This window comes from Streptomyces sp. NPDC007856, assembly GCF_042868225.1.
Taxonomy (GTDB): Bacteria; Actinomycetota; Actinomycetes; order Streptomycetales; family Streptomycetaceae; genus Streptomyces.
This window is the reverse complement of sequence record NZ_JBIAEC010000009.1, coordinates 206,581-232,635: the sequence shown is the minus strand read 5'-3', so window position 1 is coordinate 232,635 and position 26,055 is coordinate 206,581. Positions and strand designations below refer to the sequence as shown.

21 protein-coding genes, 5 tRNA genes and 1 pseudogene are annotated in these 26,055 nt (G+C 70.1%); 15 read left to right on the top strand and 12 right to left on the bottom strand.

Annotated elements, in window-relative coordinates; genetic code table 11:
* Positions 1 to 2: 2 nt before the first annotated feature.
* Together ACFYOH_RS22690 and ACFYOH_RS22685 are read left to right on the top strand one after the other, a co-directional pair.
* Positions 3 to 2,319: pseudogene (locus ACFYOH_RS22690) on the top strand (carbohydrate binding domain-containing protein).
* Positions 2,320 to 2,366: 47 nt separating this feature from the next.
* Positions 2,367 to 3,734, top strand: a complete 1,368-nt coding sequence (locus ACFYOH_RS22685; RefSeq protein WP_388628166.1) for a hypothetical protein — start codon at positions 2,367 to 2,369, stop codon at positions 3,732 to 3,734.
* A gap of 159 nt (positions 3,735 to 3,893) precedes the next feature.
* Here ACFYOH_RS22685 and ACFYOH_RS22680 read toward each other — a convergent pair whose 3' ends face one another.
* A complete protein-coding gene (locus tag ACFYOH_RS22680) occupies positions 3,894 to 4,490 on the bottom strand; it encodes a YceI family protein (protein ID WP_388628163.1) in 597 nt (198 codons plus the stop codon).
* A 398-nt stretch (positions 4,491 to 4,888) separates the two neighbouring features.
* On the opposite strand from ACFYOH_RS22680, the gene ACFYOH_RS22675 reads away from it, so the two are divergent.
* Both ACFYOH_RS22675 and ACFYOH_RS22670 read left to right on the top strand, forming a co-directional pair.
* A complete protein-coding gene (locus ACFYOH_RS22675) occupies positions 4,889 to 6,484 on the top strand; it encodes an acyl-CoA carboxylase subunit beta (RefSeq protein WP_388628160.1) in 1,596 nt (531 codons plus the stop codon).
* A gap of 57 nt (positions 6,485 to 6,541) precedes the next feature.
* The gene (locus tag ACFYOH_RS22670) at positions 6,542 to 6,736 is read left to right on the top strand and encodes an acyl-CoA carboxylase subunit epsilon (protein ID WP_351616948.1); all 195 of its coding nucleotides are present in this window, start codon (positions 6,542 to 6,544) and stop codon (positions 6,734 to 6,736) included.
* Positions 6,737 to 6,856: 120 nt separating this feature from the next.
* On the opposite strand, the gene ACFYOH_RS22665 is transcribed toward ACFYOH_RS22670, so the two are convergent.
* The 8 genes from ACFYOH_RS22665 to ACFYOH_RS22630 all read right to left on the bottom strand — a co-directional run bounded on the left by ACFYOH_RS22665 (position 6,857) and on the right by ACFYOH_RS22630 (position 17,455).
* On the bottom strand, positions 6,857 to 7,438 hold the full coding sequence (locus ACFYOH_RS22665; protein ID WP_031224757.1) for an ATP/GTP-binding protein: 582 nt from the start codon (positions 7,436 to 7,438) through the stop codon (positions 6,857 to 6,859).
* Positions 7,419 to 7,988, bottom strand: a complete 570-nt coding sequence (locus ACFYOH_RS22660; protein ID WP_388628155.1) for a DUF742 domain-containing protein — start codon at positions 7,986 to 7,988, stop codon at positions 7,419 to 7,421. The genes ACFYOH_RS22665 and ACFYOH_RS22660 overlap by 20 nt, the downstream gene beginning before the upstream one ends.
* Positions 7,989 to 8,082: 94 nt before the next feature.
* Positions 8,083 to 8,496, bottom strand: coding sequence for a roadblock/LC7 domain-containing protein (locus tag ACFYOH_RS22655; protein WP_004983065.1), 414 nt, complete (start codon positions 8,494 to 8,496; stop codon positions 8,083 to 8,085).
* 10 nt (positions 8,497 to 8,506) lie between these two features.
* Positions 8,507 to 11,761, bottom strand: coding sequence for a nitrate- and nitrite sensing domain-containing protein (locus tag ACFYOH_RS22650; protein ID WP_388628152.1), 3,255 nt, complete (start codon positions 11,759 to 11,761; stop codon positions 8,507 to 8,509).
* Between the two features lie 390 nt (positions 11,762 to 12,151).
* Positions 12,152 to 12,727, bottom strand: coding sequence for an ATP/GTP-binding protein (locus ACFYOH_RS22645; RefSeq protein WP_351616939.1), 576 nt, complete (start codon positions 12,725 to 12,727; stop codon positions 12,152 to 12,154).
* Complete coding sequence (locus tag ACFYOH_RS22640) at positions 12,708 to 13,106, bottom strand: DUF742 domain-containing protein (RefSeq protein WP_030168425.1); 399 nt, start codon at positions 13,104 to 13,106, stop codon at positions 12,708 to 12,710. Before ACFYOH_RS22640 ends, ACFYOH_RS22645 begins: the two co-directional genes overlap by 20 nt.
* 110 nt (positions 13,107 to 13,216) lie before the next feature.
* Complete coding sequence (locus ACFYOH_RS22635) at positions 13,217 to 13,630, bottom strand: roadblock/LC7 domain-containing protein (RefSeq protein ID WP_023546525.1); 414 nt, start codon at positions 13,628 to 13,630, stop codon at positions 13,217 to 13,219.
* A gap of 9 nt (positions 13,631 to 13,639) precedes the next feature.
* Positions 13,640 to 17,455 (bottom strand): nitrate- and nitrite sensing domain-containing protein, encoded by a 3,816-nt coding sequence (locus tag ACFYOH_RS22630; protein WP_388628149.1) that lies wholly within the window; start codon positions 17,453 to 17,455, stop codon positions 13,640 to 13,642.
* 573 nt (positions 17,456 to 18,028) lie between these two features.
* On the opposite strand from ACFYOH_RS22630, the gene ACFYOH_RS22625 reads away from it, so the two are divergent.
* The 3 genes from ACFYOH_RS22625 to gltX all read left to right on the top strand — a co-directional run bounded on the left by ACFYOH_RS22625 (position 18,029) and on the right by gltX (position 20,673).
* Positions 18,029 to 18,220, top strand: coding sequence for a hypothetical protein (locus ACFYOH_RS22625; RefSeq protein ID WP_388628147.1), 192 nt, complete (start codon positions 18,029 to 18,031; stop codon positions 18,218 to 18,220).
* A gap of 190 nt (positions 18,221 to 18,410) precedes the next feature.
* A complete protein-coding gene (locus tag ACFYOH_RS22620) occupies positions 18,411 to 19,196 on the top strand; it encodes a fumarylacetoacetate hydrolase family protein (protein ID WP_388628145.1) in 786 nt (261 codons plus the stop codon).
* Complete coding sequence (gene gltX / locus ACFYOH_RS22615; protein WP_388628142.1) at positions 19,189 to 20,673, top strand: glutamate--tRNA ligase; 1,485 nt, start codon at positions 19,189 to 19,191, stop codon at positions 20,671 to 20,673. Before ACFYOH_RS22620 ends, gltX begins: the two co-directional genes overlap by 8 nt.
* A gap of 60 nt (positions 20,674 to 20,733) precedes the next feature.
* On the opposite strand, the gene ACFYOH_RS22610 is transcribed toward gltX, so the two are convergent.
* On the bottom strand, positions 20,734 to 21,018 hold the full coding sequence (locus ACFYOH_RS22610) for a hypothetical protein (protein ID WP_361235087.1): 285 nt from the start codon (positions 21,016 to 21,018) through the stop codon (positions 20,734 to 20,736).
* Between the two features lie 41 nt (positions 21,019 to 21,059).
* Between ACFYOH_RS22610 and ACFYOH_RS22605 the strand changes: the two genes are divergently transcribed.
* The 6 genes from ACFYOH_RS22605 (at position 21,060) to ACFYOH_RS22580 (ending at position 22,343) form a co-directional block, all read left to right on the top strand.
* Positions 21,060 to 21,791, top strand: coding sequence for an HAD family hydrolase (locus ACFYOH_RS22605; protein WP_388628139.1), 732 nt, complete (start codon positions 21,060 to 21,062; stop codon positions 21,789 to 21,791).
* A gap of 90 nt (positions 21,792 to 21,881) precedes the next feature.
* Positions 21,882 to 21,953: transfer RNA gene (locus tag ACFYOH_RS22600), tRNA-Gln, on the top strand.
* A gap of 21 nt (positions 21,954 to 21,974) precedes the next feature.
* Positions 21,975 to 22,047, top strand: a tRNA-Glu gene (locus ACFYOH_RS22595).
* Between the two features lie 29 nt (positions 22,048 to 22,076).
* Positions 22,077 to 22,149, top strand: a tRNA-Glu gene (locus ACFYOH_RS22590).
* 21 nt (positions 22,150 to 22,170) lie between these two features.
* Positions 22,171 to 22,242: transfer RNA gene (locus ACFYOH_RS22585), tRNA-Gln, on the top strand.
* Between the two features lie 28 nt (positions 22,243 to 22,270).
* Positions 22,271 to 22,343, top strand: a tRNA-Glu gene (locus tag ACFYOH_RS22580).
* A 51-nt stretch (positions 22,344 to 22,394) separates the two neighbouring features.
* On the opposite strand, the gene ACFYOH_RS22575 is transcribed toward ACFYOH_RS22580, so the two are convergent.
* Positions 22,395 to 23,039: a MerR family transcriptional regulator gene (locus ACFYOH_RS22575; protein WP_388628137.1), complete on the bottom strand. Its 645-nt coding sequence runs from the start codon at positions 23,037 to 23,039 to the stop codon at positions 22,395 to 22,397.
* A 79-nt stretch (positions 23,040 to 23,118) separates the two neighbouring features.
* Between ACFYOH_RS22575 and ACFYOH_RS22570 the strand changes: the two genes are divergently transcribed.
* Positions 23,119 to 23,628, top strand: coding sequence for a DUF4188 domain-containing protein (locus ACFYOH_RS22570; RefSeq protein ID WP_388628134.1), 510 nt, complete (start codon positions 23,119 to 23,121; stop codon positions 23,626 to 23,628).
* A gap of 75 nt (positions 23,629 to 23,703) precedes the next feature.
* On the opposite strand, the gene ndgR is transcribed toward ACFYOH_RS22570, so the two are convergent.
* Positions 23,704 to 24,420 carry an IclR family transcriptional regulator NdgR gene (gene ndgR / locus ACFYOH_RS22565; RefSeq protein ID WP_009320373.1) on the bottom strand — a complete coding sequence of 239 codons (717 nt, stop codon included), beginning with the start codon at positions 24,418 to 24,420 and terminating at the stop codon, positions 23,704 to 23,706.
* A 208-nt stretch (positions 24,421 to 24,628) separates the two neighbouring features.
* Between ndgR and leuC the strand changes: the two genes are divergently transcribed.
* Positions 24,629 to 26,053 (top strand): 3-isopropylmalate dehydratase large subunit, encoded by a 1,425-nt coding sequence (leuC, locus tag ACFYOH_RS22560; RefSeq protein ID WP_388628131.1) that lies wholly within the window; start codon positions 24,629 to 24,631, stop codon positions 26,051 to 26,053.
* The last annotated feature ends 2 nt before the right edge of the window (positions 26,054 to 26,055 follow it).

Genomic DNA, 26,055 nt, shown 5'->3' with positions numbered 1-26,055 from the left:
CCATGAGAGCCGAGGGAAGGTCCATGCCGAGAACCGCCCTGCTCGTCTCCGGGGCCCTGCTCGCCGCCCTGTTGCCCCTGTCCGCCGCGGCGCACGCCGCCGACGACCCCGGTCCGGTCCCCGTCGACCGCTTCGAGGGCGAGGTGCCCTTCGCCGCCCAGCCCGCCGACGGCATCTTCACCTGGGGGAGCGACGCCGACGACCCGCCCACCCTGCACCTCACCGACCGCACCGACGCCCCCGAGGGCGCCAAGGTCCTCACCGGCACCTACGACATCAGCGGCTACGGCGGGTTCACCCACGACTTCGCCGCCGACCGGCCCGCCCACGACTGGTCCGCCCACCAGGGCATCCGCTTCTGGTGGCAGGGCCGGGACAACGGCCGGAAGATCGCCTTCGAGATCAAGGACGGCGGCACGAACGGCGAGGCTTCCGAACTCTGGACGACCTCCTTCACCGACGACTTCACCGGCTGGAAGCAGATCGAGATCCCCTTCACCGACTTCCAGTACCGCACCGACTACCAGCCCGTCGGCGGCATCGACCACGTCCTCGGCCTCACCCGGATGTGGGGATACGCCGTCACCCTCCCGGCAGGCACCAAGGGCGACTTCGCCATGGACGACGTCGAGCTGTACGGCAAGGCCGACCAGTCGCTGCGCGCCTCCGTCGGCACCGACGCACCCCACCGGAATCCCCTGGGACTTCGCACCGTGCCTGTGCGTGAGCCGTGACGAGCGCTGGGGACGCTCCTACGAGTCCTTCGGCGAGGACCCGGCCCTCGTGCAGTCCATGGAGACCATCATCCAGGGCCTGCAAGGTGCCCCGGACGGGCGGAACCTGAAGGACGACGACAAGGTGCTCGCCACCGCCAAGCACTTCGTCGGCGACGGCGGCACCGCGTACGGCTCCTCCACCACCGGCACCTACACCATCGACCAGGGCGTCACCACGGTCACCCGGCAGCAGCTGGAGGACATCCACCTGGCGCCGTACAAGACCGCCGTGGAGCGGGGCATCGGCTCGGTCATGCCGTCGTACTCCTCGCTGAACATCGTCGGCGACGGCCAGGGCGCGGTGAAGATGCACGCCCGCGGCGACATGATCAACGGCGTGCTCAAGGGCCGGATGGGCTTCTCCGGCTTCGTCATCAGCGACTGGAACGCCATCGACCAGCTCCCCGGCGACTACGCGACCCACGTCCGCACCGCGGTGAACGCGGGCGTCGACATGATGATGGTGCCGTACTCCTACCAGGACTTCAGCGGCACGCTCGTCGACGAGGTGAGGGCGGGGCGGATCAGCGAGAAGCGGATGGACGACGCGGTCTCCCGCATCCTCACCCAGAAGTTCCGGCTGGGCCTCTTCGAGCGCCCCTACGCCGACACGTCCGGCGCCGCCGCCATCGGCTCCCCGGCCCACCGCGCGGTCGCCCGCCGGGCCGCCGCCGAGTCGCAGGTGCTGCTGAAGAACAGCGGTGGGCTGCTGCCGCTGAAGAAGAGCGAGAAGGTGTACGTCGCCGGGTCGAACGCCGACGACCTCGGCAACCAGACCGGCGGCTGGACCCTCACCTGGCAGGGCGCGTCCGGCCCCCACACCCAGGGCACCACCATCCTGCAGGGCATGCGGGACGCCGGCGGGAACGTCACCTACTCCAAGGACGCCTCCGCCCCGACCGACGGCTACGACGTCGGCGTGGTCGTCGTCGGCGAGACCCCGTACGCCGAGGGCGTCGGCGACGTCGGCAACGGCCACAGCCTCCAGCTGTCCGCGGCCGACCAGGCGGCCGTGGACAAGGTGTGCGCGGCCATGAAGTGCGCGGTGCTGATCGTCTCCGGCCGGCCGCAGCTCGTCGGCGACCGGCTCGACAGGATTGACGCGCTGGTGGCCTCCTGGCTGCCAGGCACCGAGGGCGAGGGCGTCGCCGACGTCCTCTACGGCAAGCGGCCCTTCACCGGACAGCTCCCCGTCACCTGGCCGAAGTCCGAGTCCCAGCTCCCGATCAACGTCGGAGACGCGTCGTACGACCCGCAGTTCCCCTACGGCTGGGGCCTGACCACGCTCACCGACGTCCCGCGGGGCGGCACGGCCGCGCTGAAGGCGCTGGGTGCGGCGGCGACGGCGGCCGAGCGGAAGGGTGACGACCGGGCCGGACGTGAACTGGTGACCAAGGCACGGCTGCTCGTCCAGCAGAAGACGGGCGAGCGGATGACACAGGCGGTGGCGGGGCCCTTCGCCGACGCCGACCACCTGCTGCTGACCGGCCGGTACGGAAAGGCGGTGGAGAAGCTGGTCGAGGCATACCGGGCCGCCGGGTAGACCTGCCCCTGTGCCCGGCTACGGGAGGCTTCGGGTAGTTTCGAAGGATGAAGGCCGTCCTGCGGACCCGAAGCCTCCCAGCCCTGCTGCTGGCCGCCCTCGCCCTGGTCGCGGCGACCGTGTTCGCCCCCGGGGCGAGCGCGGACACGAGTATCTCCGCCGTCGCCCAGGCCCTCCGCAAGAGCCCGGTCTACGTCGACCCGGCCGCCTCGGCCCAGTTGCCGAGGGCCGATGCCGACGCGCTCGCGAAACGCATCAAGGACGCGAACAAGCCCCTGTTCATCGCGGTGCTCCCGGCCGGCTACCCGACCGCGCACCTCTTCTCCGACCTGCGCGCGGCCACCGGCATCACCGGCCTGTACGGCATCCGCCTCGGCGACCGCTTCGACGCCCGCGCGGACTCCTCCGTGATGTCGGCGACGGCCCGGCGGAACCTGGTCACGAGCGTCCAGGGCGAGCCGGCGGGGGCCCAGCTCAGCGACTTCACCGACCGCGCCCTGGCCAACATGGGAGGCCACGCCCCTAAGAGCTGGGGCGGCTCGGGCGGGGGATCCTCCGGTACGGCCCTGATCGCGGTGGCCGCGGTGCTGGTGGCGGGCGGCGCCGGCGCCTACGCACTGGTGCGCCGGAGCCGCCGGCGGCGCGCCGAGGAGCAGCGGGCCGCCCTGGACCGCCTCCGGGTGGTCGTGGACGAGGACATCACCGCCTTCGGCGAGGAACTGGACCGCCTCGACTTCCAGCCGGCCGAGCCCGGCGCCGACGACGCGATGCGCGCCGACTACGAACACGCCCTGGACGCCTACGAGACCGCCAAGCAGCGCATGGCCGCCGCAAACCGCCCGGAGGACGTCCGCACGGTCACCGAGGCGCTGGAGGACGGCCGCTTCTCCCTGGCCCGGCTGGCCGCCCGCCGCGAGGGCCGGCCCCTGCCCGAGCGCCGCCCGCCCTGCTTCTTCGACCCGCGGCACGGCCCCTCGGTGAGCGACGCCACCTGGACCCCGCCCGGTGGCGCCCCGCGCGAGGTCCCCGTCTGCGCGGCCGACGCCACCCGGCTGGCCGACGGCCGCGACCCGGTCATCCGCGAGGTCGACACGGACTACGGCCGCCGCCCCTACTGGGACGCGGGCCCGGCCTATGGCCCCTGGGCGGGCGGCTACTTCGGCGGCGGCATCCTGCCTGGTCTGCTCGTCGGCACCCTTCTCGGCAGCATGATGGCCACCCCCTCGTACGCGGCCGACTACGGCACCGGGTACGGCGACTTCGGCCCCGGCGGTGACTTCGGGGGCGACTACCAGGGCGGCGACGTCTCCGGCACGGACTTCGACGCCGGGGACTTCGGCGGCGGGTTCGGAGACGGCGGGGACTTCGGCGGGGGAGGGGGCGACGGCGGGGGCGACTTCGGCGGGGGATTCTGAACGCCGGATCCGCCTCAGCCGGACCTGCCGGGATCCCGTCGAATGCCGCCGCGAGGGCCGTCGCGCTCAGGCGCCATGCTCGCCGGACGCGCGAGCGCCCGCCTCCCGTTTCCGGGGAGCGGGCGCGCTCGGGGTGGTGCCGGCCGGAGCGCCGGAGGCTCAGGCCTGCTTGATCGCCGAGATGTCGAAGTGCAGCTTGATCTTGTCGGAGACGAGCATCCCGCCGGTCTCCAGCGCCGCGTTCCAGGTGAGGCCCCACTCGGAGCGCAGGATCTCGGCCTTGCCCTCGAAGCCCACGCGCTCGTTGCCGAACGGGTCCTTCGCGGCGCCGTTGAACTCAAGGTCGATGGTGATCGGCTTGGTCACGCCGAGCAGGGAGAGGTCGCCGGTGATGCGGTAGTCGTCGCCGCCCAGGGCCTCCGCCTTGGTGGAGCGGAAGGTCATGACCGGGAACTCGTCGATCTTGAAGAAGTCGGACGACTTCAGGTGACCGTCGCGGTCGGCGTTGCCGGTCTCGACGCTCTCCACCTTGACGTCGAGCGCGGCGGTGGAGTTGCTGGGGTTGGCCCCGTCCAGGTGCAGAGTGCCGGAGAAGTCCTGGAAGGCGCCCTTGACGTTGGTGACCATCGCGTGGCGCGCCACGAAACCGATCGTGGTGTGCGCCGGGTCGATGGTGTAGTTGCCAGTCAGCGCGGTCAGGTCGGCGCCGGCGGCAGGGGCCTGCGGGGTGTTCTCTTTGCGGCTGAAGATGCCCATGTCGTTCTCCTGGAGGTTTCTGTTTAACGTTCAACGAACTCAACGGATCCGACCGTAGACCTATTCCGTCCGGTTTTCAACCTCATCCGCAGAGTGACTTCGCCGTAACGCCTGGTGATCGCATGCCCCGGGAGCCGACCGGTACGGTAGGGATGTCGAGTCCCTCCGGGTCCGCCGTCCGAGGCTCCGTGTCACCCCGGCGATGGCATACGCCAGCTACGAATGTGATGTGGCTCTCAGGTGACGTCTTTGTGGCTCCCCTACAACCCCGAGGCCCTGTGAGCAGTCGGAACGGCTGCACGCGGTCATGGTTCTGTTCACTGGCACCAGGAAAACGGTCCGGAGACTGTGCGGAGTCAACGGCCCTCTTTCCTTGGTGTCCTTCGTAAGGTCGCTACATGACCGTTTTGGAAGAGACGACGGGTGAGCCGACCGGCGAGCCGACGGACGCACGCGGACGGGTCGCCGAGCTGCACGACATTCGTGCCCAGGCCGTGGCCGGCCCCAGCGAGAAGGCGACCGAGGCGCAGCACGCCAAGGGCAAGCTGACGGCGCGGGAGCGGATCGAGCTGCTCCTGGACCCGGGGTCCTTCCAGGAGGTCGAGCAGCTGCGCCGGCACCGGGCGACCGGCTTCGGCCTTGAGGCGAAGAAGCCGTACACCGACGGTGTCATCACCGGCTGGGGCACGGTGGAGGGCCGTACCGTCTTCGTCTACGCGCATGACTTCCGGATCTTCGGCGGCGCGCTGGGCGAGGCCCACGCCACCAAGATCCACAAGATCATGGACATGGCCATCGCGGCCGGCGCGCCCCTCGTGTCGCTGAACGACGGTGCGGGCGCCCGCATCCAGGAGGGCGTCAGCGCCCTCGCCGGGTACGGCGGCATCTTCCAGCGCAACACCAAGGCGTCGGGTGTCATCCCGCAGATCTCGGTGATGCTCGGCCCGTGCGCGGGCGGCGCGGCCTACTCGCCGGCCCTGACCGACTTCGTCTTCATGGTCCGCGAGACGTCCCAGATGTTCATCACGGGCCCGGACGTGGTCAAGGCGGTCACCGGCGAGGAGATCACCCAGAACGGCCTGGGCGGCGCCGACGTGCACGCCGAGACCTCCGGCGTCTGCCACTTCGCGTACGACGACGAGGAGACCTGCATCGCCGAGGTGCGGTACCTCCTCTCGCTCCTCCCGCAGAACAACCGGGAGAACCCGCCCCGGGTGGAGTCGTCCGACCCCGTCGACCGCCGCAGCGACGTCCTGCTCGACCTGGTTCCGGCCGACGGCAACCGGCCGTACGACATGGCCAAGGTCATCGAGGAGATCGTCGACGACGGCGACTACCTGGAGGTCCACGAGCGCTGGGCGCGGAACATCATCTGCGCGCTGGGCCGCCTCGACGGCCAGGTCGTCGGCATCATCGCCAACCAGCCGCAGGTCCTCGCCGGCGTCCTGGACATCGAGGCGAGTGAAAAAGCTGCGCGCTTTGTCCAGATGTGTGACGCTTTCAATATCCCGATCGTCACCTTCCTCGACGTGCCGGGGTTCCTCCCCGGTGTCGACCAGGAGCACGGCGGAATCATCCGCCACGGCGCGAAGCTGCTGTACGCCTACTGCAACGCGACCGTGCCGAGGATTTCGCTGATCCTGCGCAAGGCGTACGGAGGTGCCTACATCGTCATGGACTCCCAGTCGATCGGCGCCGACCTCACCTACGCCTGGCCGACCAACGAGATCGCCGTCATGGGCGCGGAAGGCGCCGCGAACGTCATCTTCCGTCGCCAGATCGCCGGCGCGGAAGACCCCGAGGCCATGCGCCAGAAGATGGTCAAGGAGTACAAGGCCGAGCTGATGCACCCGTACTACGCGGCCGAACGCGGCCTCGTGGACGACGTCATCGACCCCGCCGAGACCCGTGAGGTCCTGGTCAAGTCCCTGGCCATGCTGCAGTCCAAGCACGCCGACCTGCCCTCCCGCAAGCACGGCAACCCCCCGCAGTAACCGAGCGGACCCGCCGCGGCAACCCCGCGGACCTCTCTCTCACGGAGACTGACACCCATGAGCACTCCTGACATCCGCGTCGAGAAGGGCCACGCCGAGCCCGAGGAAGTCGCCGCCATCACGGCCGTCCTCCTGGCCCGCGCCGCCGCCCAGCCGACGCCTGCGGTCCACACCCACCGACGCGCCAAGGCCGGCTGGCGCCGCCTGGAACGCGAGGGCGGCTTCCGGGCGCCGCACAGCTGGCACGGCTAGGCTGCGCCGCTCCACCGGTTCTTGAAGGGCCCCTCCGCGGAGGGGCCCTTCCCGCTGTCTGCGCACCGACGAAAGAACCCCGCGCCCTCAAGGGGCGCGGGGTTCCTCATGAGCGATCGCCTACCGCAGGCGGGCCATCAGAGCGTGCTCCACCAGAGTGATGAGCGTGGACTTGGCATCAGCCCTGTGGCGGGCGTCCGTCGTGATGATCGGGGTGTCGGGGCCGATCTGGAGGGCCTCACGGACCTCGTCGGGGTTGTACGGCTGGTTGCCGTCGAAGCCGTTCAGCGCGATGACGAACGGCAGGCCGCTGTTCTCGAAGTAGTCGACGGCGGGGAAGCAGTCGGCGAGGCGCCGGGTGTCCACGAGCACCACCGCGCCGATCGCACCGCGTACCAGGTCGTCCCACATGAACCAGAAGCGGTCCTGGCCCGGGGTGCCGAACAGGTACAGGATCAGGTCCTGGTCCAGGGTGATGCGGCCGAAGTCCATGGCGACGGTGGTCGTCGTCTTGTCTCCGGTGTGGGTGAGGTCGTCGATGCCGGCCGAAGCGGACGTCATGACGGCCTCTGTGCGCAGCGGGTTGATCTCCGAGACGGCGCCGACGAACGTGGTCTTGCCCACGCCGAAGCCGCCCGCCACCACGATCTTCGCGGAGGTGGTGGAGCGGGAAGGACCGCCGCTAGAGCTTGCGAAGTCCACTGAGCACCCTTTCGAGCAGTGTCACGTCTGGCTGGCCACCGGCGTTCTCGTCGCCGCCGGGCTGATGGATGGCGACCAGGCCCGCCTCCGCCAAGTCGGCGACGAGGATCCTGGCCACGCCGAGGGGGATTGTCAGGAGCGCGGAGATTTCGGCTACCGACTTGATCTCACGGCAGAGGTTGCAGATCCGCTGATGCTCGGGCAGTTGGCCCTGCATCTGGTGCGGAGCGGCGGTGGTGTGCACCAGTGCCTCGATGGCGAGCTGGTAGCGCGGGCGGGTCCGGCCGCCGGTCATGGCGTACGGACGCACCAAGGGGTTGTTCGATGCCGTCGCGGGCGCCGGCTCGGGGCGGCGCTGCGGTTGCACCGGCTGGATCCGCGGGGCCGGCGGCTGGTCGTACGGCGACGGGCCGGGGCCCTGCGGCGCGTACGGCTGCCGATGGCTCGGGGAGGAGGGGAAGTTGTACCGGTTCGCCGAACCGCCGTCCTGGCCCTGGGCAGGGCCGTACGACCAGTTTCCCGAATGCGAACCGCCTGGGGGTGTTGCCACTTTCTCCTCCTCCGACTGCGCCGGGCACCCATCCGTGTGGAGCCGCGTCCCGAAACCTTACGGCCCCGGGACGCGTATACGCACCGTTGGTCTGTTAGTTGAGAAGGCTTCCCTGGAGCTCTGCACGCAGATCCGGGGTGAGGACCGTGCCCGCACGGTCCACCAGAAGAGCCATCTCGTACCCGATGAGACCGATGTCCGCTTCCGGGTGGGCCAGTACGGCGAGCGACGAGCCGTCGGAGATGGACATGATGAAGAGGAATCCCCGCTCCATCTCCACAACCGTCTGATTCACACTGCCTCCCTCGAAGATCCGGGAGGCGCCTGCCGTCAGAGACGTCAGACCGGAGGCGACGGCCGCGAGCTGGTCGGCGCGGTCGCGGGGGAAGCCTTCGGACATCGCCAGAAGGAGTCCGTCGGCGGAGACCACCACCGTGTGGGACACCCCCGGGGTGTTGTCCACGAAGTTGGTGATCAACCAGTTCAGGTTCTGTGCCGCCTGGCTCATCGGGCTCACACTAACGCTCCTGGTTGTAGGTGCTGTCAGGACCGAAGCCCTGGCCGTTCGTTTCACTGCCTGCGTTGCGTCCGCGCTGGACGCCTCGACGCAGGTTGCTCAGCCTGCCCCGGACGTCCTCCGGGGCGCGGGAGACCTGTGGGCCCCCCTGGGGGGTGGTTTCGGCGGCACCCGAGACCAGATTGGCCTTGGGCACCCGCCGCGGCAGGCCGGAAGCGGTGACCCCGCCTGCCTTGGGCTTCCGGAGCTGCGCCGCCTGCTGCCAGCGCTCGTCGTTCTGCGAGCGCCAGCCGCTGTCGCCGTTCGACCCCGGAGCGTTGCCCGGCGCGGGAGCCGGCGCTTCCTGCTGCACGCGCGCCGTGCCCGCTCCGGCCGAGCCGTTGGAACCGCTCGCGACGGATCCGCGGCGGGGCAGCCCGGCGTCGGTCAGCTCGTGGGCGGCGGGAGAGGCCGGTCCCGGACGGTCGAAGCCTACGCGGTTCCGCTCACTCGCGTCAGCGGCCTGCGGGGATTCCGTTTCCGGAGCGTAATGAGCCGGATAGCCGTTCTGGTAGCCGTCCTGCTGCGGTTGCTGCGGCCAGTCGTCCTGGTACGACGGGCTCGCGGCCGGCTCCGGGTACGCCGGCTCCGGGTAACCGCCGTTCGGGGACAAGGAGTCGGGTCGCGGCTGCTCGCCGTTCGGCGCGTAGTACTGCTCGTCGTACGGCTTGTCGTAGGACGTCGAGTGCGACGCCGAGGGCGACTCCGTGTAGGTCTCCTGGTACGGCTCCCGGTACGCGGCCTGCTGCCCCTCGTACCCGGGCTCCGCGTACGGGGAGTGCTGCTCCTGGTAGCCGGGCTGCCCGTTCAGCAGCGGGTCCTCGTACGCCGGGGTCTCGGCGGCCTCCTGCTGCGGCAGGCCCGGCTGCTGGCCGTGCGACTGCGCCTCCAGGGCCGCCCGGCGCTCCTCGCGCATCAGGGAGCGGCCGACCGGGTCCAGTTCGCGGATGTCGTCGGGGACGTCCGAGTACCGGCTGTCGTCGAAGCCCAGTTCCGCGGCGGTGCGCAGGGGCTGCGCATGATTGAAGTTCTCACCCTGGAACTGCTGCTCCGGGATGATCTGCGAGACGGTGAACTCCTCGCGCTCCAGCGGGGCCTCGCCGCCACCGCCGTGCGTGATCGCGTCCGGCAGCATGACCAGCGAGGTCGTACCGGCCTGCTCGCCCGAGGGGCGCAGCTGGACCCGGATGCCGTGCCGGTCGGACAGCCGGCCCACCACGAACAGGCCCATGCGCTGGGAGATCGCGGCGTCCACGGTCGGCGGGTTGGCCAGCTTGTGGTTGATGTCCGCGAAGTCCTCGGCGGTCAGGCCGATGCCCTTGTCGTGGATCTCGATCATGACGCGGCCGTCGGGCAGACGGGTCGCGGTGACGCGGACCTTGGTCTGCGGGGAGGAGAACGTGGTGGCGTTCTCCAGCAGCTCGGCCAGCAGGTGCACGAGGTCGGTGACCGCGCGGCCGTGGATCTCGGCCTCGGGGACGCCGGACAGCTCGATGCGCTCGTACTGCTCCACCTCGGAGGAGGCGGCGCGCAGCACGTCGACCAGCGGGACCGGCTGGTCCCAGCGGCGGCCGGGCTCCTCGCCGGCGAGGACCAGGAGGTTCTCGCCGTTGCGGCGCATACGGGTGGCCAGGTGGTCCAGCTTGAAGAGGTTCTCCAGCTGGTCCGGGTCGGCCTCGTTGTTCTCCAGGTCGGTGATCAGGGTCAGCTGGCCCTCGATCAGCGACTGGTTGCGGCGCGAGAGGTTGGTGAAGATCGCGTTGATGTTGCCCCGCAGCAGAGCCTGCTCGGAGGCGAGCCGGACGGCCTCGCGGTGGACCTGGTCGAAGGCGCGGGCGACCTCGCCGATCTCGTCCTTGGTGGTGATCGGGATCGGGGCGACCCGGGTGTCGACCCGGCCGGGGTCGGTGCGCGAGAGCTGGTCGACCAGCATCGGCAGCCGCTGCTCGGCGATGCCGAAGGCGGCGTTGCGCAGCTGGCGCATCGAGCGGCTCATCTGGCGGGCCACGGCACCGGCCAGGATGAAGGCCAGCAGCAGGGCGACCACGACGACGGCACCGGTGATGATCGCGGAGGTCTTGGCGTTGTCGGCGATGTCCGAGGCCTCGTTCACCGCCTTGTCGGCCATGTCCGACTCGATCTGGCGGTAGGCGTCGAACTTGAGGGTGTTGACCGCCCACCAGTTCTCGTAGGTGACGCCACCGAGAGCGAGCTGCTGACGCGTGGCCGGGCTCGTGGAGTCGAGCGTGGCGAGGGCCGTGACCATCTTCTGCGGGTTGGACGGGGGCGCCACGTAGTTCGGGTCGGCGGCTTTGGCCTGCTGGGCCATCGCCGCGGCCTTGGTCTGGATGTCCTTCTTCTCGGCGTCCAGCCTGTCCGCGTCGGCCTGGGTGCCACCGCCGATGTACTCCTCGACGGCGATGCCCTCAAGGTAAGCGTAGGAGGAGAGGGCGACGCGCTGGGTGGCCAGGTTGGGGGCGTCCGGGCCCGGCTTGACCAGCATGTGCATGCCGATCGAGCGCTCCAGCGACAGCGCTGCCTTGGTGAGCGACATCGCGTAGACGGTACGGCCGTAGGAGGTGATGTTGCCGGTGCCCAGGCCCAGCTCGTTGGCGAACTCCATCAGCGGGTGGGCGACCTTGACGTAGCCCTCCTCGGTCTGCACGCCGGTGAACTTGGAGGTGTACGCGCCGGCGCGCAGTGTCTGCAGGAAGGGCTCGGCCTCGCGGAACAGCTTCAGCCGGCGCTCCAGGCCGGACTGGTGCGGCATGTTCTGCGCGGCCTGGTCGAAGGCGTCGGCGGCCTGGTCGGTGGCATTGCGGGCCGCCGTGATGGTCGCCTTGTCCTTGGGGGACGCCAGCTTGCCCTTCAGCAGCGGGGCCGCGGTGATGTCGCGCTCGTTCTCGAGCGCGTTGGCGTACGACAGCGAGGCGCGCACCAGGCGGGCGGTGTTCTCGGCATCGCGGGCCTGCTGCCAGGTGTCGATCGACGTCTTCACCTGGAAGCCGCCCATGACGAGCCCCACCGCCACGGGTATCAGCAGGATCGCGTTCAGTCTGGTCGGCACGCGCCAGTTGCGCGGGGAGAACCGGCCGCCGCTCGGCGCGGGAGCGGCAGCCGGCTCCGCACCGCTCACAGGGGTGGGCGCCGCAGCGCGCGGCGGCGGGGTGAAGTTGCCCCGCGCCGACGGCTCGGGACCGTTCTTGCTTCGCCTCACTCGACCAACAACCTCTCGGCGGTCGGCACCTACGTCGTGCCGCAGTCTCTCAGAGCCCGGTTCGTCATCGACTAGTGAGTACGTCTTTGACTATTGGGCAGTTCAGGCATTCCAGCACGTGGACCAGTGCTCTTCCAAACAGCGGAAACCCGTTCGTGATGCTCTTGTAAGGCCCAGATAAAACGGTCATAAAGAGCGAGCCCCGGCAAAATGCGGGGCGATTGTGAGCACAGCGGTACTGTGCGAACGCGTCGCGTGGTGACGCCGGGGGATTCCTCTGCCGAACTGTTATGAACACCGGAGCCGACCGTGTCAAAGGCCACAGTCGGCTCCGGCTTTCTTTACGACAACTGCCGTATGTGACGTCGTACTTGAGTACGGACGCCGGTGTTACTTGAGCCGTGCCATGAGAGCGTGCTCGACCAGGGTGATCAGCGCACTCTTGGCGTCCGCCCGGTGCCGGGCGTCGGTCCTGATGATCGGGGTGTCCGGACCGATCTGCAGCGCTTCCCGCACTTCCTCGGGGGCGTAGGGCTGCTGGCCGTCGAAGCCGTTGAGGGCGACGACGAACGGCAGGCCGCTGTTCTCGAAGTAGTCGACGGCGGGGAAGCAGTCGGCGAGGCGCCGGGTGTCCACGAGCACCACCGCGCCGATCGCACCGCGTACCAGGTCGTCCCACATGAACCAGAAGCGGTCCTGGCCCGGGGTGCCGAACAGGTACAGGATCAGGTCCTGGTCCAGGGTGATGCGGCCGAAGTCCATGGCCACCGTGGTGGTGGTCTTGTCCCCGGTGTGGGTGAGGTCGTCGATGCCGGCCGAAGCGGACGTCATGACGGCCTCTGTGCGCAGCGGGTTGATCTCCGAGACGGCGCCGACGAACGTGGTCTTGCCCACGCCGAAGCCGCCCGCCACCACGATCTTCGCGGAGGTGGTGGCCCGGCCCGCGTCAGAGCTTGCGAAGTCCACTGAGCACCCTTTCGAGCAGCGTCACGTCCGGTGCGCCGCCGTTGTTCTCGTCGCCACCCGGCTGGTGGATGGCGACCAGGCCGGCCTCGGCGAGATCGGCCACCAGGATCCGGGCCACCCCGAGCGGCATGGTCAGCAGCGCGGAGACCTCCGCGACCGACTTGACCTCCCGGCACAGGTGGCAGATGCGCTGGTGCTCCGGGAGTAGTCCCATGAGCGCTGCCGGGTCGGCCGTGGTGCTGATCAGGGCCTCGATCGCGAGCTGATACCGCGGCCGGGTCCGGCCACCGGTCATCGCATACGGCCGTACCAGTGGCTGGTCGCCCTCGTCACCGTACGGTTCCGCGTACGGATCGTGATGGGCGGTGGGCGGGGTCATGAATCCTCCGGGCGGGACAGCAAGTCGGTCAGTCAAGCCGTCGTACGGGGCCGGTGGGGGGATTGTGGCGGCCGGACGGTGTTTTCGTGAGGTGGGTGGTGCCGGGGCGGTCAGTGAAGCAGACTGCCTTGGAGTTCGGCGCGCAGGTCCGGGGTGAGTACCGCCCCTGCGCGGTCGACGAGCAGTGCCATCTCGTAGCCGACGAGACCGATGTCGCACTCGGGGTGGGCCAGGACCGCGAGGGACGACCCGTCCGAGACGGACATCAGGAAGAGGAACCCGCGTTCCATCTCGACGACCGTCTGCGCCACGGTGCCGCCCTCGAAGATCCGGGAGGCCCCGGCCGTGAGGGAGGTCAGCCCGGACGCGACGGCCGCCAGCTGGTCGGCACGGTCCCGCGGGAAGCCTTCGGACATCGCCAGCAGAAGGCCGTCGGCGGAGACCACCACCGTGTGCGACACCCCGGGGGTGTTGTCCACGAAGTTGGTGATCAACCAGTTCAGGTTCTGTGCCGCCTGGCTCATCGGACTCAACTAACGCTCCTGCTGGTGAGTGGGGCTCGGGTAGCTGCCGGTCTGGCCGCTGCCGGCCTGACGGCCCTGAGCGATGCCCCGACGGAGATTGGTCAGCCGTCCGCGTACGTCATCGGGCGCACGCGAGACCTGCGGACCGGCTTGGTGCTGTTGCTGCTGAGCCGTGCCCGGGACGAGGTTCGCCCGGGGCACCCGGCGCGGCAGGCCGGAGGTGGTGATACCGCCCGCCGCCGGCTGCCGGACGCGCTCGGCCTGGCGGACGATCTCGTCGTTCGGCGAGGTGCGCCAGGAGCCGGTGGTGGAGCCGTTGCCGTTCGTGCCCGTGGGTCGCTGCGGCGTCGGGGAGGGCGCCGGCTGCTGCGGCGCGGACTCCTGCTGCTGCGAACCGCCGTGGAACCAGTTGGTCTCCAGCGTGTCGTACAGCGGGGTACGGCCGTCGACCGGGCCGCTGGCCGGCGGCAGGGCCTCCGGCTCACGGTGCACCGGACGCTGCTGCTGCGGGGCCTGCGGGCGCGGGGCGCCGAAGTCGTCCCGGCCGGCCGGCTGTGGGCGCTCGAACTGACCGGTGTGGGCCGGGTTCTGGCGCCCGGGCAGGGCGTGCCGCCCGGTGGAGCTGCCGTCGTAGCCGCCGTCGAAGCCCTGCGGAGCCGCGAACTGGCCGGTGTTCCGGCCCGAGTTCAGCCCGGGGTCGGCCTGCTGCGGCGCCGGCGTGCCGAAGACGTCGGAGCGGACGAACTGGCCGGTGCCCTGCTGGTCGCCGGGGCCGTCGAACCGGCCGGGCAGCTGCGCGGCGTCGGGCCGGGCGAACTGGCCGGTCTGCTGCGGGCTGTCCGGACGCGTGAACTGGCCGGTCGGGTACGGGTTTTCGGGACGGGTGAACTGGCCCGTCTGCTGCGGGTTCTCCGGGCGCGGGAACTGGCCGGTGTGCTGGGGTCCGCCCAGGACGTTCGGCTCCGGGCGCGGGAACTCGCCCGTGGCGGCCGGGCCCTGCGCGTCGATCCGGGGCATCTCGGCGGTCGAGCCCGGACCCTGCCGGTCGTCGACGCGCGGCATGCGCGCGGTGTGCGCCGGGTCCTGCTCGTCGTGGCCGCGCGGGGCGTCCAGCGAGGCACGCGACAGCGGGGCCTGGGTGTCGCCCCAGTCCGGGGTGCGCGGCTGCTGGTCACCGCCGGGCAGCTCGGCCCGCGGGCCGCCGCGCGGCGGCAGCTGGGGCTGGCGGCCCTGGTCGGAGCCGGGCCGCTGCTGGCCACGGCCGCCGAAGGCGTCACTGCCGATGGCGTCCTGCTGCGGGGCGCCGGGCGCCTGACCGCCGAAGCCGCCCGCACCCGCGGGCATCGGCCGGCCCTGCGGGCCACCGAGACCGGGACCGCCGGGAGCGCCGAGGCCGCCCTGGGGACCGCGCGCACCGCCCGGCGCACCGGGACGGCCGCCCTGGCCGGTGCCGGGCAGCGCGGCCCGGGGCCCCTGGCCGGCGCCGACCTGGCCGCGCGGAGCGGGACCCGTACCGAGCAGACCGCCACCGGACGGGGCGCCGCCGCCCGCGTTGCCGGCCTGGCGCCGGGCCGCGGCCGCACCGGCCGCGGCCTGCGCGGCGGCGGGACCACCGGTCGCGCCGGGCGCGCCCGGCTTGCCCGGACCGGGCTTCTTGCCGCCCTGGGCCACGTCCACGGGCAGCATGACCAGCGCGGTCGTACCACCGGAGTCGGACGGGCGCAGCTGGATGCGGATGCCGTGCCGCTGGGACAGCCGGCCGACCACGAAGAGGCCCATGCGGCGGGAGACGGAGACGTCCACGGTCGGCGGCGAGGCGAGCCGCTCGTTGATCGCCGCGAGGTCCTCGGGGGAGAGGCCGATACCGGTGTCGTGGATCTCGATCAGCACCCGGCCGTCGGGCAGCGCGTGACCGGTGACCTTGACCTTGGTCTGCGGTGAGGAGAACGAGGTGGCGTTCTCCAGCAGCTCGGCGAGCAGGTGCACGAGGTCGTTGACCACGCGGCCGGCGACCTCGGTGGTCGGCACGGAGGCCAGCTCGATGCGCTCGTACTGCTCCACCTCGGACGCGGCGGCGCGGAGCACGTCGACCAGCGGGACCGGGCGGGTCCAGCGGCGGCCGGGCTCCTCACCGGCGAGGACGAGGAGGTTCTCACCGTTACGGCGCATACGCGTCGCGAGGTGGTCGAGCTTGAACAGCGAGGACAGCTGGTCCGGGTCGGCCTCGCGGGACTCCAGTTCGGAGATCAGCGACAGCTGGCGCTGGATCAGACCCTGGGAGCGGCGCGAGAGGTTGGTGAACATCGCGTTGACGTTGCCCCGCAGCAGGGCCTGCTCGGCGGCGAGGCGGACCGCCTCGCGGTGCACGTCGTCGAAGGCCGCGGCCACCTGGCCGATCTCGTCCCGGGAGTGCACACCGACCGACTCCACGGAGGTGTCGACGTCCTGCGGGTCGGACTCCGACAGCTGCTTGACCAGCTCGGGCAGGCGGTCCTGGGCGACCTTGGTCGCGGTCTCCTGCAGCCGGCGCAGCGAGCGGATCATGGAGCGGGCCACGATGAACGCGCCGACCAGCGACACACCGAGCACGAGCAGGATCAGCGCACCGGAGATGATGGCGTCCTGCTGGGTGGCGCTCTTCAGCTCGCGAGCCTTCTGCTCCATCTCCTCGAGCAGCGTGTGCTCGATCTTCTTCATCTGCTCGATCTTGGTCGAGCTGTCGTCCACCCAGTCCTTGTACGAGCGGGCGTTCACGCTCTGCAGGCCGTCGGGGGAGTCGAAGACGCGCTTGGCGTAGGTGTCCGCGGACTCGATCGTCGGGTTGCCCTCGTCGATCGGCTTGAGGAGTTCCTCGGCGTTGTTGTTCGCGTAGATCTTCCGGAAGATCGAGATCTCGGAGTTCTCGCTCTGGTACGCCGACTGGCCGTAGAGGCGGTCGTTCGTCGACAGGTCGCCCCTGGTCGACGTGGTCGCGGGCAGTGCGGCGGCGATCGTGGCGCGCTGCACGGAGGCGTACTCCTTGGCGGTGGAGAAGGCCGCCAGGGCGCGGGTGCGCGAGATCATCTCCGGGTTGCTGGACGCCTGGGCCATGTCCTGGGACAGGTCGATCAGCTGGGTGATCAGCCGGTGGTAGGACTCGATCGTCTGGGTCGAGTTGCCCTTCGTCCCGTAGGCGCCCTTGCGGATCTTGGCCAGCTGGTCGAGCTGGTTGAAGATGCCGACGAGGTTGTCGCGAACGCCCTGGAGGTTGCCGTTCTTGCTGGCGGCGTCGATCTCCTGGGTGGAGTTCTCGAAGTTCGCGAGCGCTCGGTCGGTCTTGTCCCGGTAGCCCTTGACCGTGTAGTCGCCCGCGTTCAAGCCGTGCGCCAGGGGACCGGCGGACTGGTCGCGCTCGTCCTGGAGCGCCTGGGCCAGCTCGGTCGCCTGCTTGGTCATGTCCGTCAGCAGCTTCATGTTGTCGAGCTGCTGGATGTCGGTGATGTTCTGGTCGATGCGCAGCGCGCCCAGCGAGGTCGCGGCGACCACGGGCAGCGCCAGGAGCGAGACCAGGCGCGTGGAGATGCGCCAGTTGCGCAGCGCCATGCGGGAGCCGGGGCCGGCGGAGCCCTGGGCGGGCTTGATGGGCGGCGCGGGGGCCGCGCCGGAGTTGCCGGTGCCGGTGGCCGACACGCCGGGGCGTCCGCCGCGCTCACCGCCGTCCGCGGACGGGGCCGGGCCCGGGTTCTGGGCGTGCTGGGGCGAGGAGCTGCCCTTCATGGGGCCAGTCCCGTCGTGCGACTCCGGCTCCGCCGAAGCGCTGCCATCCCTCTTGAAACGTCCCTGCACTAGCGTCGCAACCTCTGGACCAGGCGCCCCTCCGCGTGAACGGCGGGACACGGTGTCGGCGTTTTGGGAAGCGCCATGAATACGCCCCCCGGTGGTCTTGGGTGACCGGCGCTGGTTTCCCCCTGTCTCACCCGCCACTCGGCGCTCCTTCGCGCCCCCTGTGCGCCGGCTCGATCCCCGCAGCGGTCCGTGGAATTCCAGCACAGTGCCGGATCTCCAACAAGGGCCGTGTCCCTAGCTGTGACCTCCGTGACGGGCTGTGAGTGCGGCGTCACCAGTAGTGGAAGCCTATCCGGGTCATATCGGGCGTAACTCTGCGAGTTGCCGCCGGGCGTCAGGTGTCTGAGTCGCCATGATCAGGAGCGGAATGATGGCTTCAAGGGGTCAATGTCCGTTTCGCTGGGCCGCGTTGACCGTGAGATTTGACCGAATTGTTCCTGACGTCGTGAGCAAACTCACACACGCCTCGTCGGCAGTTGGTGCCTTCGCCGGGGAATCGGATGTTTAGCCTGACGCTTTACAAGAGGGACGACTCTGCCAACCCACCCGACCAGAGGGCACAGGATCACAACGGTGAAGACGACGATGATGTTCCACAAGATCGCCAACCCGCGACGCACCACCCTGGCGCATCTGAAGGACGCCGGCGAACTGCAGATCCCCGAGCAGCCGGAGCACTCCCTCGACCTTCCCGTCCAGACGGCCAACCCCCGGCGCACGGTGCTGGTGGACGTCCCCGTCGGCGCGACGGCGACCGCAGAGTAGCCGACGGGCGCCTTGGCGATCATCCTGAACACACCGGCGGCCGTGCTCCCGCGGCCGCCGGCGCACCGTACGGCCCTCCCGGGACACCCGGCGACAGGGCCGTACCGCTTTTCCGGCCGGGCTCCGGCGGTCATACCGGTTAACCTGGGGCGTCAGTACGCCGGTTCTCAGTAAGGGGCGCAAGGATCCCGTGCGCATCGCCAGGTTCTCCATCGACGGGAACGTAGCCTTCGGCGCGGTCGAGGGCGACAAGCAGGACGAACTCGTCCTTGACATCATCAAGGGCATCCCGTTCGCGGACCACGAGCTGTCCGGTACGAAGGTTCCGCTGAGCAAGGTCAGGCTGCTCCCGCCGGTGCTCCCCAACAAGGTCGTGGCCTTCGGCCGCAACTACGCCGAGCACGCGCGCGAGCTGGGCAACGAGGTGCCGGACGCCCCCTTCGCCTTCTTCAAGCCGTCCACCTCGGTGATCGGCTCCGGCGACGACATCCAGTACCCCTCCTTCTCCGAGGAACTGCACCACGAGGCCGAGCTGGCCGTCGTGATCGGCCGGATGTGCCGCGAGGTGCCGCGCGACCGCGTCAAGGACGTGATCTTCGGCTACACCTGCGCCAACGACGTCACCGCCCGCGATGTGCAGCGCCGCGAGAAGCAGTGGGCCCGGGCCAAGGGCTTCGACACCTCCTGCCCGCTCGGCCCCTGGGTGGAGACCGGCCTGGACCTCGACCGCGCGAACGACCTCACCATCCAGCTCACCGTCAACGGCGAACAGCGCCAGCTGGGCCGTACGAGCGAGATGATCCACCCCATCGAGGACCTGGTCGTCAACATCTCCGAGGCCATGACCCTGCTCCCCGGCGACGTCATCCTCACCGGCACCCCCGCGGGGGTCGGCCCCCTGAACGTCGGCGACGAGGTCGCCGTCTCCATCGAAGGCATCGGCACTCTCACCAACAAGGTTGTCAAGCGTGGCTAGCGCACCCGGCTCCCCCGTACGCGTCCGTTTCTGTCCCTCGCCCACCGGTAACCCGCACGTGGGCCTGGTCCGCACCGCCCTGTTCAACTGGGCGTTCGCCCGGCACCACCAGGGCACCCTGGTCTTCCGCATCGAGGACACCGACGCCGCCCGCGACTCCGAGGAGTCCTACAACCAGCTGCTCGACGCGATGCGCTGGCTCGGCTTCGACTGGGACGAGGGCCCCGAGGTCGGCGGCCCGCACGCGCCGTACCGGCAGTCGCAGCGCATGGACATCTACGCGGACGTGGCCCGGAAGCTGCTGGACGGCGGCTACGCCTACCACTGCTACTGCTCCCAGGAGGAGCTGGACACCCGCCGCGAGGCGGCTCGCGCCGCGGGCAAGCCGTCGGGTTACGACGGCCACTGCCGCGACCTGACCGCCGAGCAGGTCGAGGAGTACGAGGCCCAGGGCCGCACCCCCATCGTCCGCTTCCGGATGCCCGACGAGACGATCACCTTCACCGACCTGGTCCGCGGCGAGCTGACCTTCACCCCGGAGAACGTACCGGACTACGGCATCGTCCGCGCGAACGGCGCCCCGCTGTACACGCTGGTGAACCCGGTCGACGACGCCCTGATGGAGATCACCCACGTCCTGCGCGGCGAGGACCTGCTCTCCTCCACCCCCCGCCAGATCGCCCTCTACAAGGCGCTGACGGAGCTGGGCATCGCCAAGCAGACCCCGCAGTTCGGCCACCTGCCGTACGTGATGGGCGAGGGCAACAAGAAGCTCTCCAAGCGCGACCCGCAGTCGTCCCTGAACCTCTACCGCGAGCGGGGCTTCCTGCCCGAGGGCCTGCTCAACTACCTGTCCCTGCTGGGCTGGTCGCTCTCCGCGGACCAGGACATCTTCACGATCGCCGAGATGGTCGCCGCCTTCGACATCTCCGACGTGAACCCCAACCCGGCGCGCTTCGACCTGAAGAAGTGCGAGGCGATCAACGGCGACCACATCCGCATGCTGGATGTGAAGGAGTTCACCGAGCGCTGCCGCCCGTGGCTGAAGGCCCCGTTCGCCCCCTGGGCGCCCGAGAACTTCGACGAGGCCAAGTGGCAGGCGATCGCCCCGTACGCCCAGACCCGCCTGAAGGTGCTGTCGGAGATCACCGACAACGTCGACTTCCTCTTCCTGCCGGAGCCGGTCGAGGACGAGGCTTCGTGGGCCAAGGCGATGAAGGAGGGCAGCGACGCCCTGCTCCGCACGGCCCGGGAGAACCTGGCGTCGGCCGACTGGACCTCCCCCGAGTCCCTGAAGGAGGCCGTCCTGGCCGCCGGCGAGGTGTACGGCCTCAAGCTCGGCAAGGCCCAGGCCCCGGTCCGCGTCGCCGTCACCGGCCGCACCGTCGGCCTGCCGCTCTTCGAGTCCCTGGAGGTCCTGGGCAGGGAGAAGACGCTGGCCCGGATCGACGCGGCGCTGGTGAAGCTGAGCGCGTAGCCGGCACATGCGTCAGGGGCGGCATCCGGAGGGTTCCGGGTGCCGCCCCTGTTGCGTCGGTCACTGGGCGTCGGCTTCGTCGATCAGATAGGCGCTCTCGTCGAAGATCTCCAGCACGACGACGACCATGATCGCGCCGGCCACCATGTACTCCAGCATGACGCCCGGGGCCACATACGCCTTGCGCAGATGCTCGTCAGGGCCCAGTTGCGCGGTCGATGTCTTCCGGAACGGGTCACGGGCCAGTATCCGTACGGCCCTGTCCAACTGCGCTCGACGCTCTGCCGGCAGGGCGTCGAACGTCGCACGGGCCTCGACGGTGAACTGGACGCGGTACTCGCTCATGCGGACCAGTGTGCCAGCCGTTCGGCGGTACCGTCGGTGGCATGACGATCAGAGCCGTGGTCTGGGACGTGGACGACACCCTGTTCGACTACACGAGCGCCGATCGCGAGGGCATGCGGGCGCATCTGGCGGCGGAAGGGCTGCTCGGCGGGTACGACGGCCCCGAGCGGGCCCTCGCCCGGTGGCGGGAGATCACCGACCGGCAGTGGGCGCGGTTCTCGGCGGGGGAGGCCACCTTCGAGGGGCAGCGGCGCGACCGCGTACGGATCTTCCTGGACGTGGACCTGACCGACGACGAGGCCGACGCCTGGTTCCAGCGGTACATCGGGCACTACGAGGCCGCCTGGAGCGTCTTCCCGGACGTCCTGCCCGCCCTGGAGGCCCTCTCCGCCAGCCACCGGCACGCGGTGCTGTCCAACTCCAGCATCACGGTCCAGGAGCACAAGCTGCGCACCCTCGGCCTCCTCGACCGCTTCGAGGCCGTGCTGTGCGCCGCCGAGCTGGGCGTCTCCAAGCCGGAGGCCGCCGCCTTCCTTGCGGCCTGCGAGGCGCTGGGGCTGCCCCCGCACGAGGTGGCGTACGTCGGCGACCACCCGGAGATCGACGGGCGGGGCGCCGCCGAGGCCGGGCTGCTGTCCGTGTGGATCGATCGCGGGACGGGTTCCGCACCAGCCGCCGGAGAGGCCGTCTGCCGTCGGATCTCGACCCTCGCCGAACTCCCCGCGCTCGTCCGCACGGATACCCGTTTTGGAGCCCCGTCCACCTTCAGGTAATGTTCTTCCTGCGCCGAGGGGAGCGGGCCGAAAGGCCGGAGCCCCGAGGAGCAAGCTAGAACGAGGACCCCGCAGGGGCTTGAGTTCCAGTGGCCTATGGTGTAATTGGCAGCACGACTGATTCTGGTTCAGTTAGTCTTGGTTCGAGTCCAGGTAGGCCAGCTCGCAGAGCTTATCTGCAAAGCCCCCGTTGTGTAGCGGCCTAGCACGCTGCCCTCTCAAGGCAGTAGCGCCGGTTCGAATCCGGTCGGGGGTACTGATCCTGATCCTGTCGGGATCGCTAGGGCCCCCGTTGTGTAGCGGCCTAGCACGCCGCCCTCTCAAGGCGGTAGCGCCGGTTCGAATCCGGTCGGGGGTACTGACTGGTCTAAACCATCATTGGTCTATGGTGTAATTGGCAGCACGACTGATTCTGGTTCAGTTGGTCTTGGTTCGAGTCCAGGTAGACCAGCTCGGACCTGCGGAAACGCAGAGTCCACGCCCCCGTTGTGTAGCGGCCTAGCACGCCGCCCTCTCAAGGCGGTAGCGCCGGTTCGAATCCGGTCGGGGGTACGCACAGGGAAGGCCCTCCACTTCGGTGGGGGGCCTTCGCCGTACCCGGCCCTACTCGAAGCCGTACCGCCGGCCCGACTCCTCCTCCTGGGCCAGTCGGCGCAGGGCCTGCAGCATCGGCTCGGTCAGCACCGCGCCGAGCACCGCCGTCTCCACCTTCTCCGCCTCCGACGGGTGCGTCTCCACGAAGTCCAGGTCGAGTTTGGCCACCTCGTGCATCAACTTGGCGTAGGACGCGAGGAGTTCGTGCCCCCAGTCGTAGCCGAGCCGGCGGAACGCGGCCACCGCCACCACCAGGGAGCGGTACGCGGGGGAGATCGTCGTCAGCAGCTTCGCGTTCGACCAGCTCAACTGGTCCAGCAGCTCGTCCGCCTCCCGGTGCGCGGCCCGCACGAAGTCGTCCTCCTCGTCCGGCTCCGGTACCTGCGGCAGCGCCCACAGGGCCGCGCCCAGCCGGATCGAGCGGCTCAGGGACTCGTCGTCGACGTTCCGCAGCACCTCCCGGACCGTGGCCACCGGGAGACCGCCGACCTGGATCATCGCGCGCACCAGCCGCAGTCGGCGCAGGTGCTCCTCACCGTACTCGGCCGTGGTCGTGTTGAGCTGGCGGCCCGGCGGCAACAGGCCTTCGCGCAGGTAGTACTTGATCGTCGCGGTGGACACACCACTGCGTCTGCTCAGTTCGGCGAGCCGCATGTCTTGCGCTCCTTCTTGGATAACGTCACTATCCAAGCATCGCCACTTGGATAGCGTCGCTCACCAACGAGGGGAAGTCATGGTGTCCCGTACGACCGCCGACGCGAAGGGCGAGGTCGTCGTCCTGCTGATCGGCATGCGCATCAACCGCTTCTGGGCGGTGCACCTATGGCTGCCGGTGATGCTGGGGATGTTCCGCATGCTGCGGGAGCTGGAGAAGGACCCCGCGCGGGGACTGCGCGCCAAGGTGCTGCTGACGGCGTCTTTGCGGACGTACTACGTCGTGCAGTACTGGGAGTCCAAGGACAAGCTGTACGCCTACGCGACCGCGCCGGACGCGTTCCACCACCGGGCGTGGGCCGCCCTCAACCGCAAGGAGCGCAGCGGCAGGCTGCGCGGGCAGGTCGGGATCTGGCACGAGGCGTACGTCGTGCCGGAGGGCTCGTACGAGGCGATCTACGGGGACATGCCGGCGTTCGGCCTCGCGGCCGCGCACGGGCAGATCCCGCTGGAGAAGCGGGGCCGGTACGCCAAGGACCGGTTCGCCCACCGGTCGCAGCAGGAGCCGGTGGCGGACAAGACCGGCTGAACCGGGGGATCGGGGGAGCGAGGAGGGTCTGCCGCGGCGTTGAGGCGGCCCTCCTCGGTGTTCCCGAGTCCGGGCTCAGCCCGAGCGGCGCAGGGCCTCGGAAAGGCGCGCGGCGGCGTCGATGACCGCCTGGGCGTGCATACGGCCGGGATGGCGCGTCAGGCGCTCGATCGGGCCGGAGACGGACACCGCGGCCACCACGCGGTTGGACGGGCCGCGTACCGGCGCGGAGACGGACGCGACGCCCGGCTCGCGCTCGCCGATGGACTGGGCCCAGCCGCGCCGCCGTACGCCCGACAGGGCCGTCGCCGTGAAGCGGGCGCCCTGCAGACCGCGGTGCAGCCGCTCGGGCTCCTCCCACGCCATCAGGATCTGGGCCGAGGAGCCAGCCTTCATCGTGAGCGTGGAACCGACCGGGACGGTGTCCCGAAGGCCGGACAGGCGTTCCGCCGCGGCCACACAGATCCGCATGTCACCCTGGCGCCGGTAGAGCTGTGCACTCTCGCCGGTGACATCACGGAGGTGGGTGAGCACGGGGCCCGCCGTCGCGAGCAGGCGGTCCTCGCCGGCCGCCGCCGCCAGCTCCGCGAGACGCGGGCCGAGAATGAAACGGCCCTGCATGTCGCGTGCCACCATGCGGTGGTGTTCCAAAGCCACGGCCAGGCGGTGAGCCGTGGGTCGTGCCAGTCCGGTCGCGCCGACCAGACCCGCGAGGGTGGCCGGACCGGACTCCAGAGCGCTCAGGACGAGGGCCGCCTTGTCCAGAACGCCGACGCCGCTACTGTTGTCCATGCAACGATACTCGCGTCTCACTCTGTGAAACGCAAGTTCAATTTTCCGTGGAACGCGCCACTCTGGAATCACACAGCGGCCCGCAGACCAACGGGCCCGGCGGTGGACGCCCGGAATCACGACTTCATGGGGCCCGCACACGGGCAGTCACCGCATCCCCAAGATCTCTAGTTGGGCCGGTGCATGCTTGCCGGCCGGAGGGAAAGCGATGGGTAGGACACTCGCGGAGAAGGTCTGGGACGACCATGTCGTCCGGCGCGCCGAGGGCGAGCCCGACCTTCTCTTCATCGATCTGCACCTGCTGCACGAGGTGACCAGCCCGCAGGCCTTCGACGGGCTGCGCAAGAACGGCCGTCAGGTGCGCCGCCTCGACCTCACCATCGCCACCGAGGACCACAACACCCCGACCCTCGACATCGACAAGCCCATCGCGGACCCGGTCTCCCGGGCCCAGCTGGAGACGTTGCGCAAGAACTGCGCCGAGTTCGGGGTGCGGCTGCACCCGCTGGGCGACGTCGAGCAGGGCGTCGTACACGTCGTGGGTCCGCAGCTGGGGCTGACCCAGCCGGGCACCACCGTGGTCTGCGGTGACTCCCACACCTCCACGCACGGCGCGTTCGGCGCGCTGGCGTTCGGCATCGGCACCTCGCAGGTCGAGCATGTGCTGGCCACCCAGACGCTGCCGCTGGCCCGCCCCAGGACCATGGCCATCACCGTCGAGGGCGAGCTGCCCGAGGGCGTCACCGCCAAGGACCTGATCCTGGCGATCATCGCGAAGATCGGCACGGGCGGCGGCCAGGGCTACATCCTGGAGTACCGCGGCTCCGCCATCGAGAAGCTCTCGATGGAGGCCCGGATGACCATCTGCAACATGTCGATCGAGGCCGGCGCCCGCGCGGGCATGATCGCCCCCGACGAGACCACCTTCGCCTACCTCAAGGGCCGCCCGCACGCCCCCGAGGGCGCCGACTGGGACGCCGCCGTCGAGTACTGGAAGACGCTGAGGACGGACGAGGACGCGGTCTTCGACGCCGAGGTCGTCATCAACGCCGACGAACTGTCGCCGTTCGTCACCTGGGGCACCAACCCGGGCCAGGGTGCGCCGCTTTCGGCGTCCGTCCCCGACCCGGCTTCGTACGAAGACGCTTCGGAGCGCCTCGCCGCCGAAAAGGCCCTGGAATACATGGCGTTGGAGGCCGGTCAGCCGCTGCGCTCCATCAAGGTGGACACCGTCTTCGTAGGCTCCTGCACCAACGGCCGCATCGAGGACCTGCGCGCCGCCGCGGACCTGCTGCGCGGCCGCAAAGTCGCCGACGGCGTACGGATGCTGGTCGTCCCGGGCTCCGCGCGCGTGGGTCTGCAGGCCGTCTCCGAGGGCCTGGACGTGGTCTTCAAGGAGGCCGGCGCCGAATGGCGGCACGCGGGCTGCTCGATGTGCCTGGGCATGAACCCGGACCAGCTGGCCCCGGGCGAGCGCTCCGCCTCCACCTCCAACCGCAACTTCGAGGGCCGGCAGGGCAAGGGCGGCCGGACGCACCTGGTGTCGCCGCAGGTCGCGGCCGCGACCGCCGTCCTGGGCCACCTGGCCTCGCCCGCCGACCTGTCCGACACCTCTGTGCCCGCTGGAGTCTGATC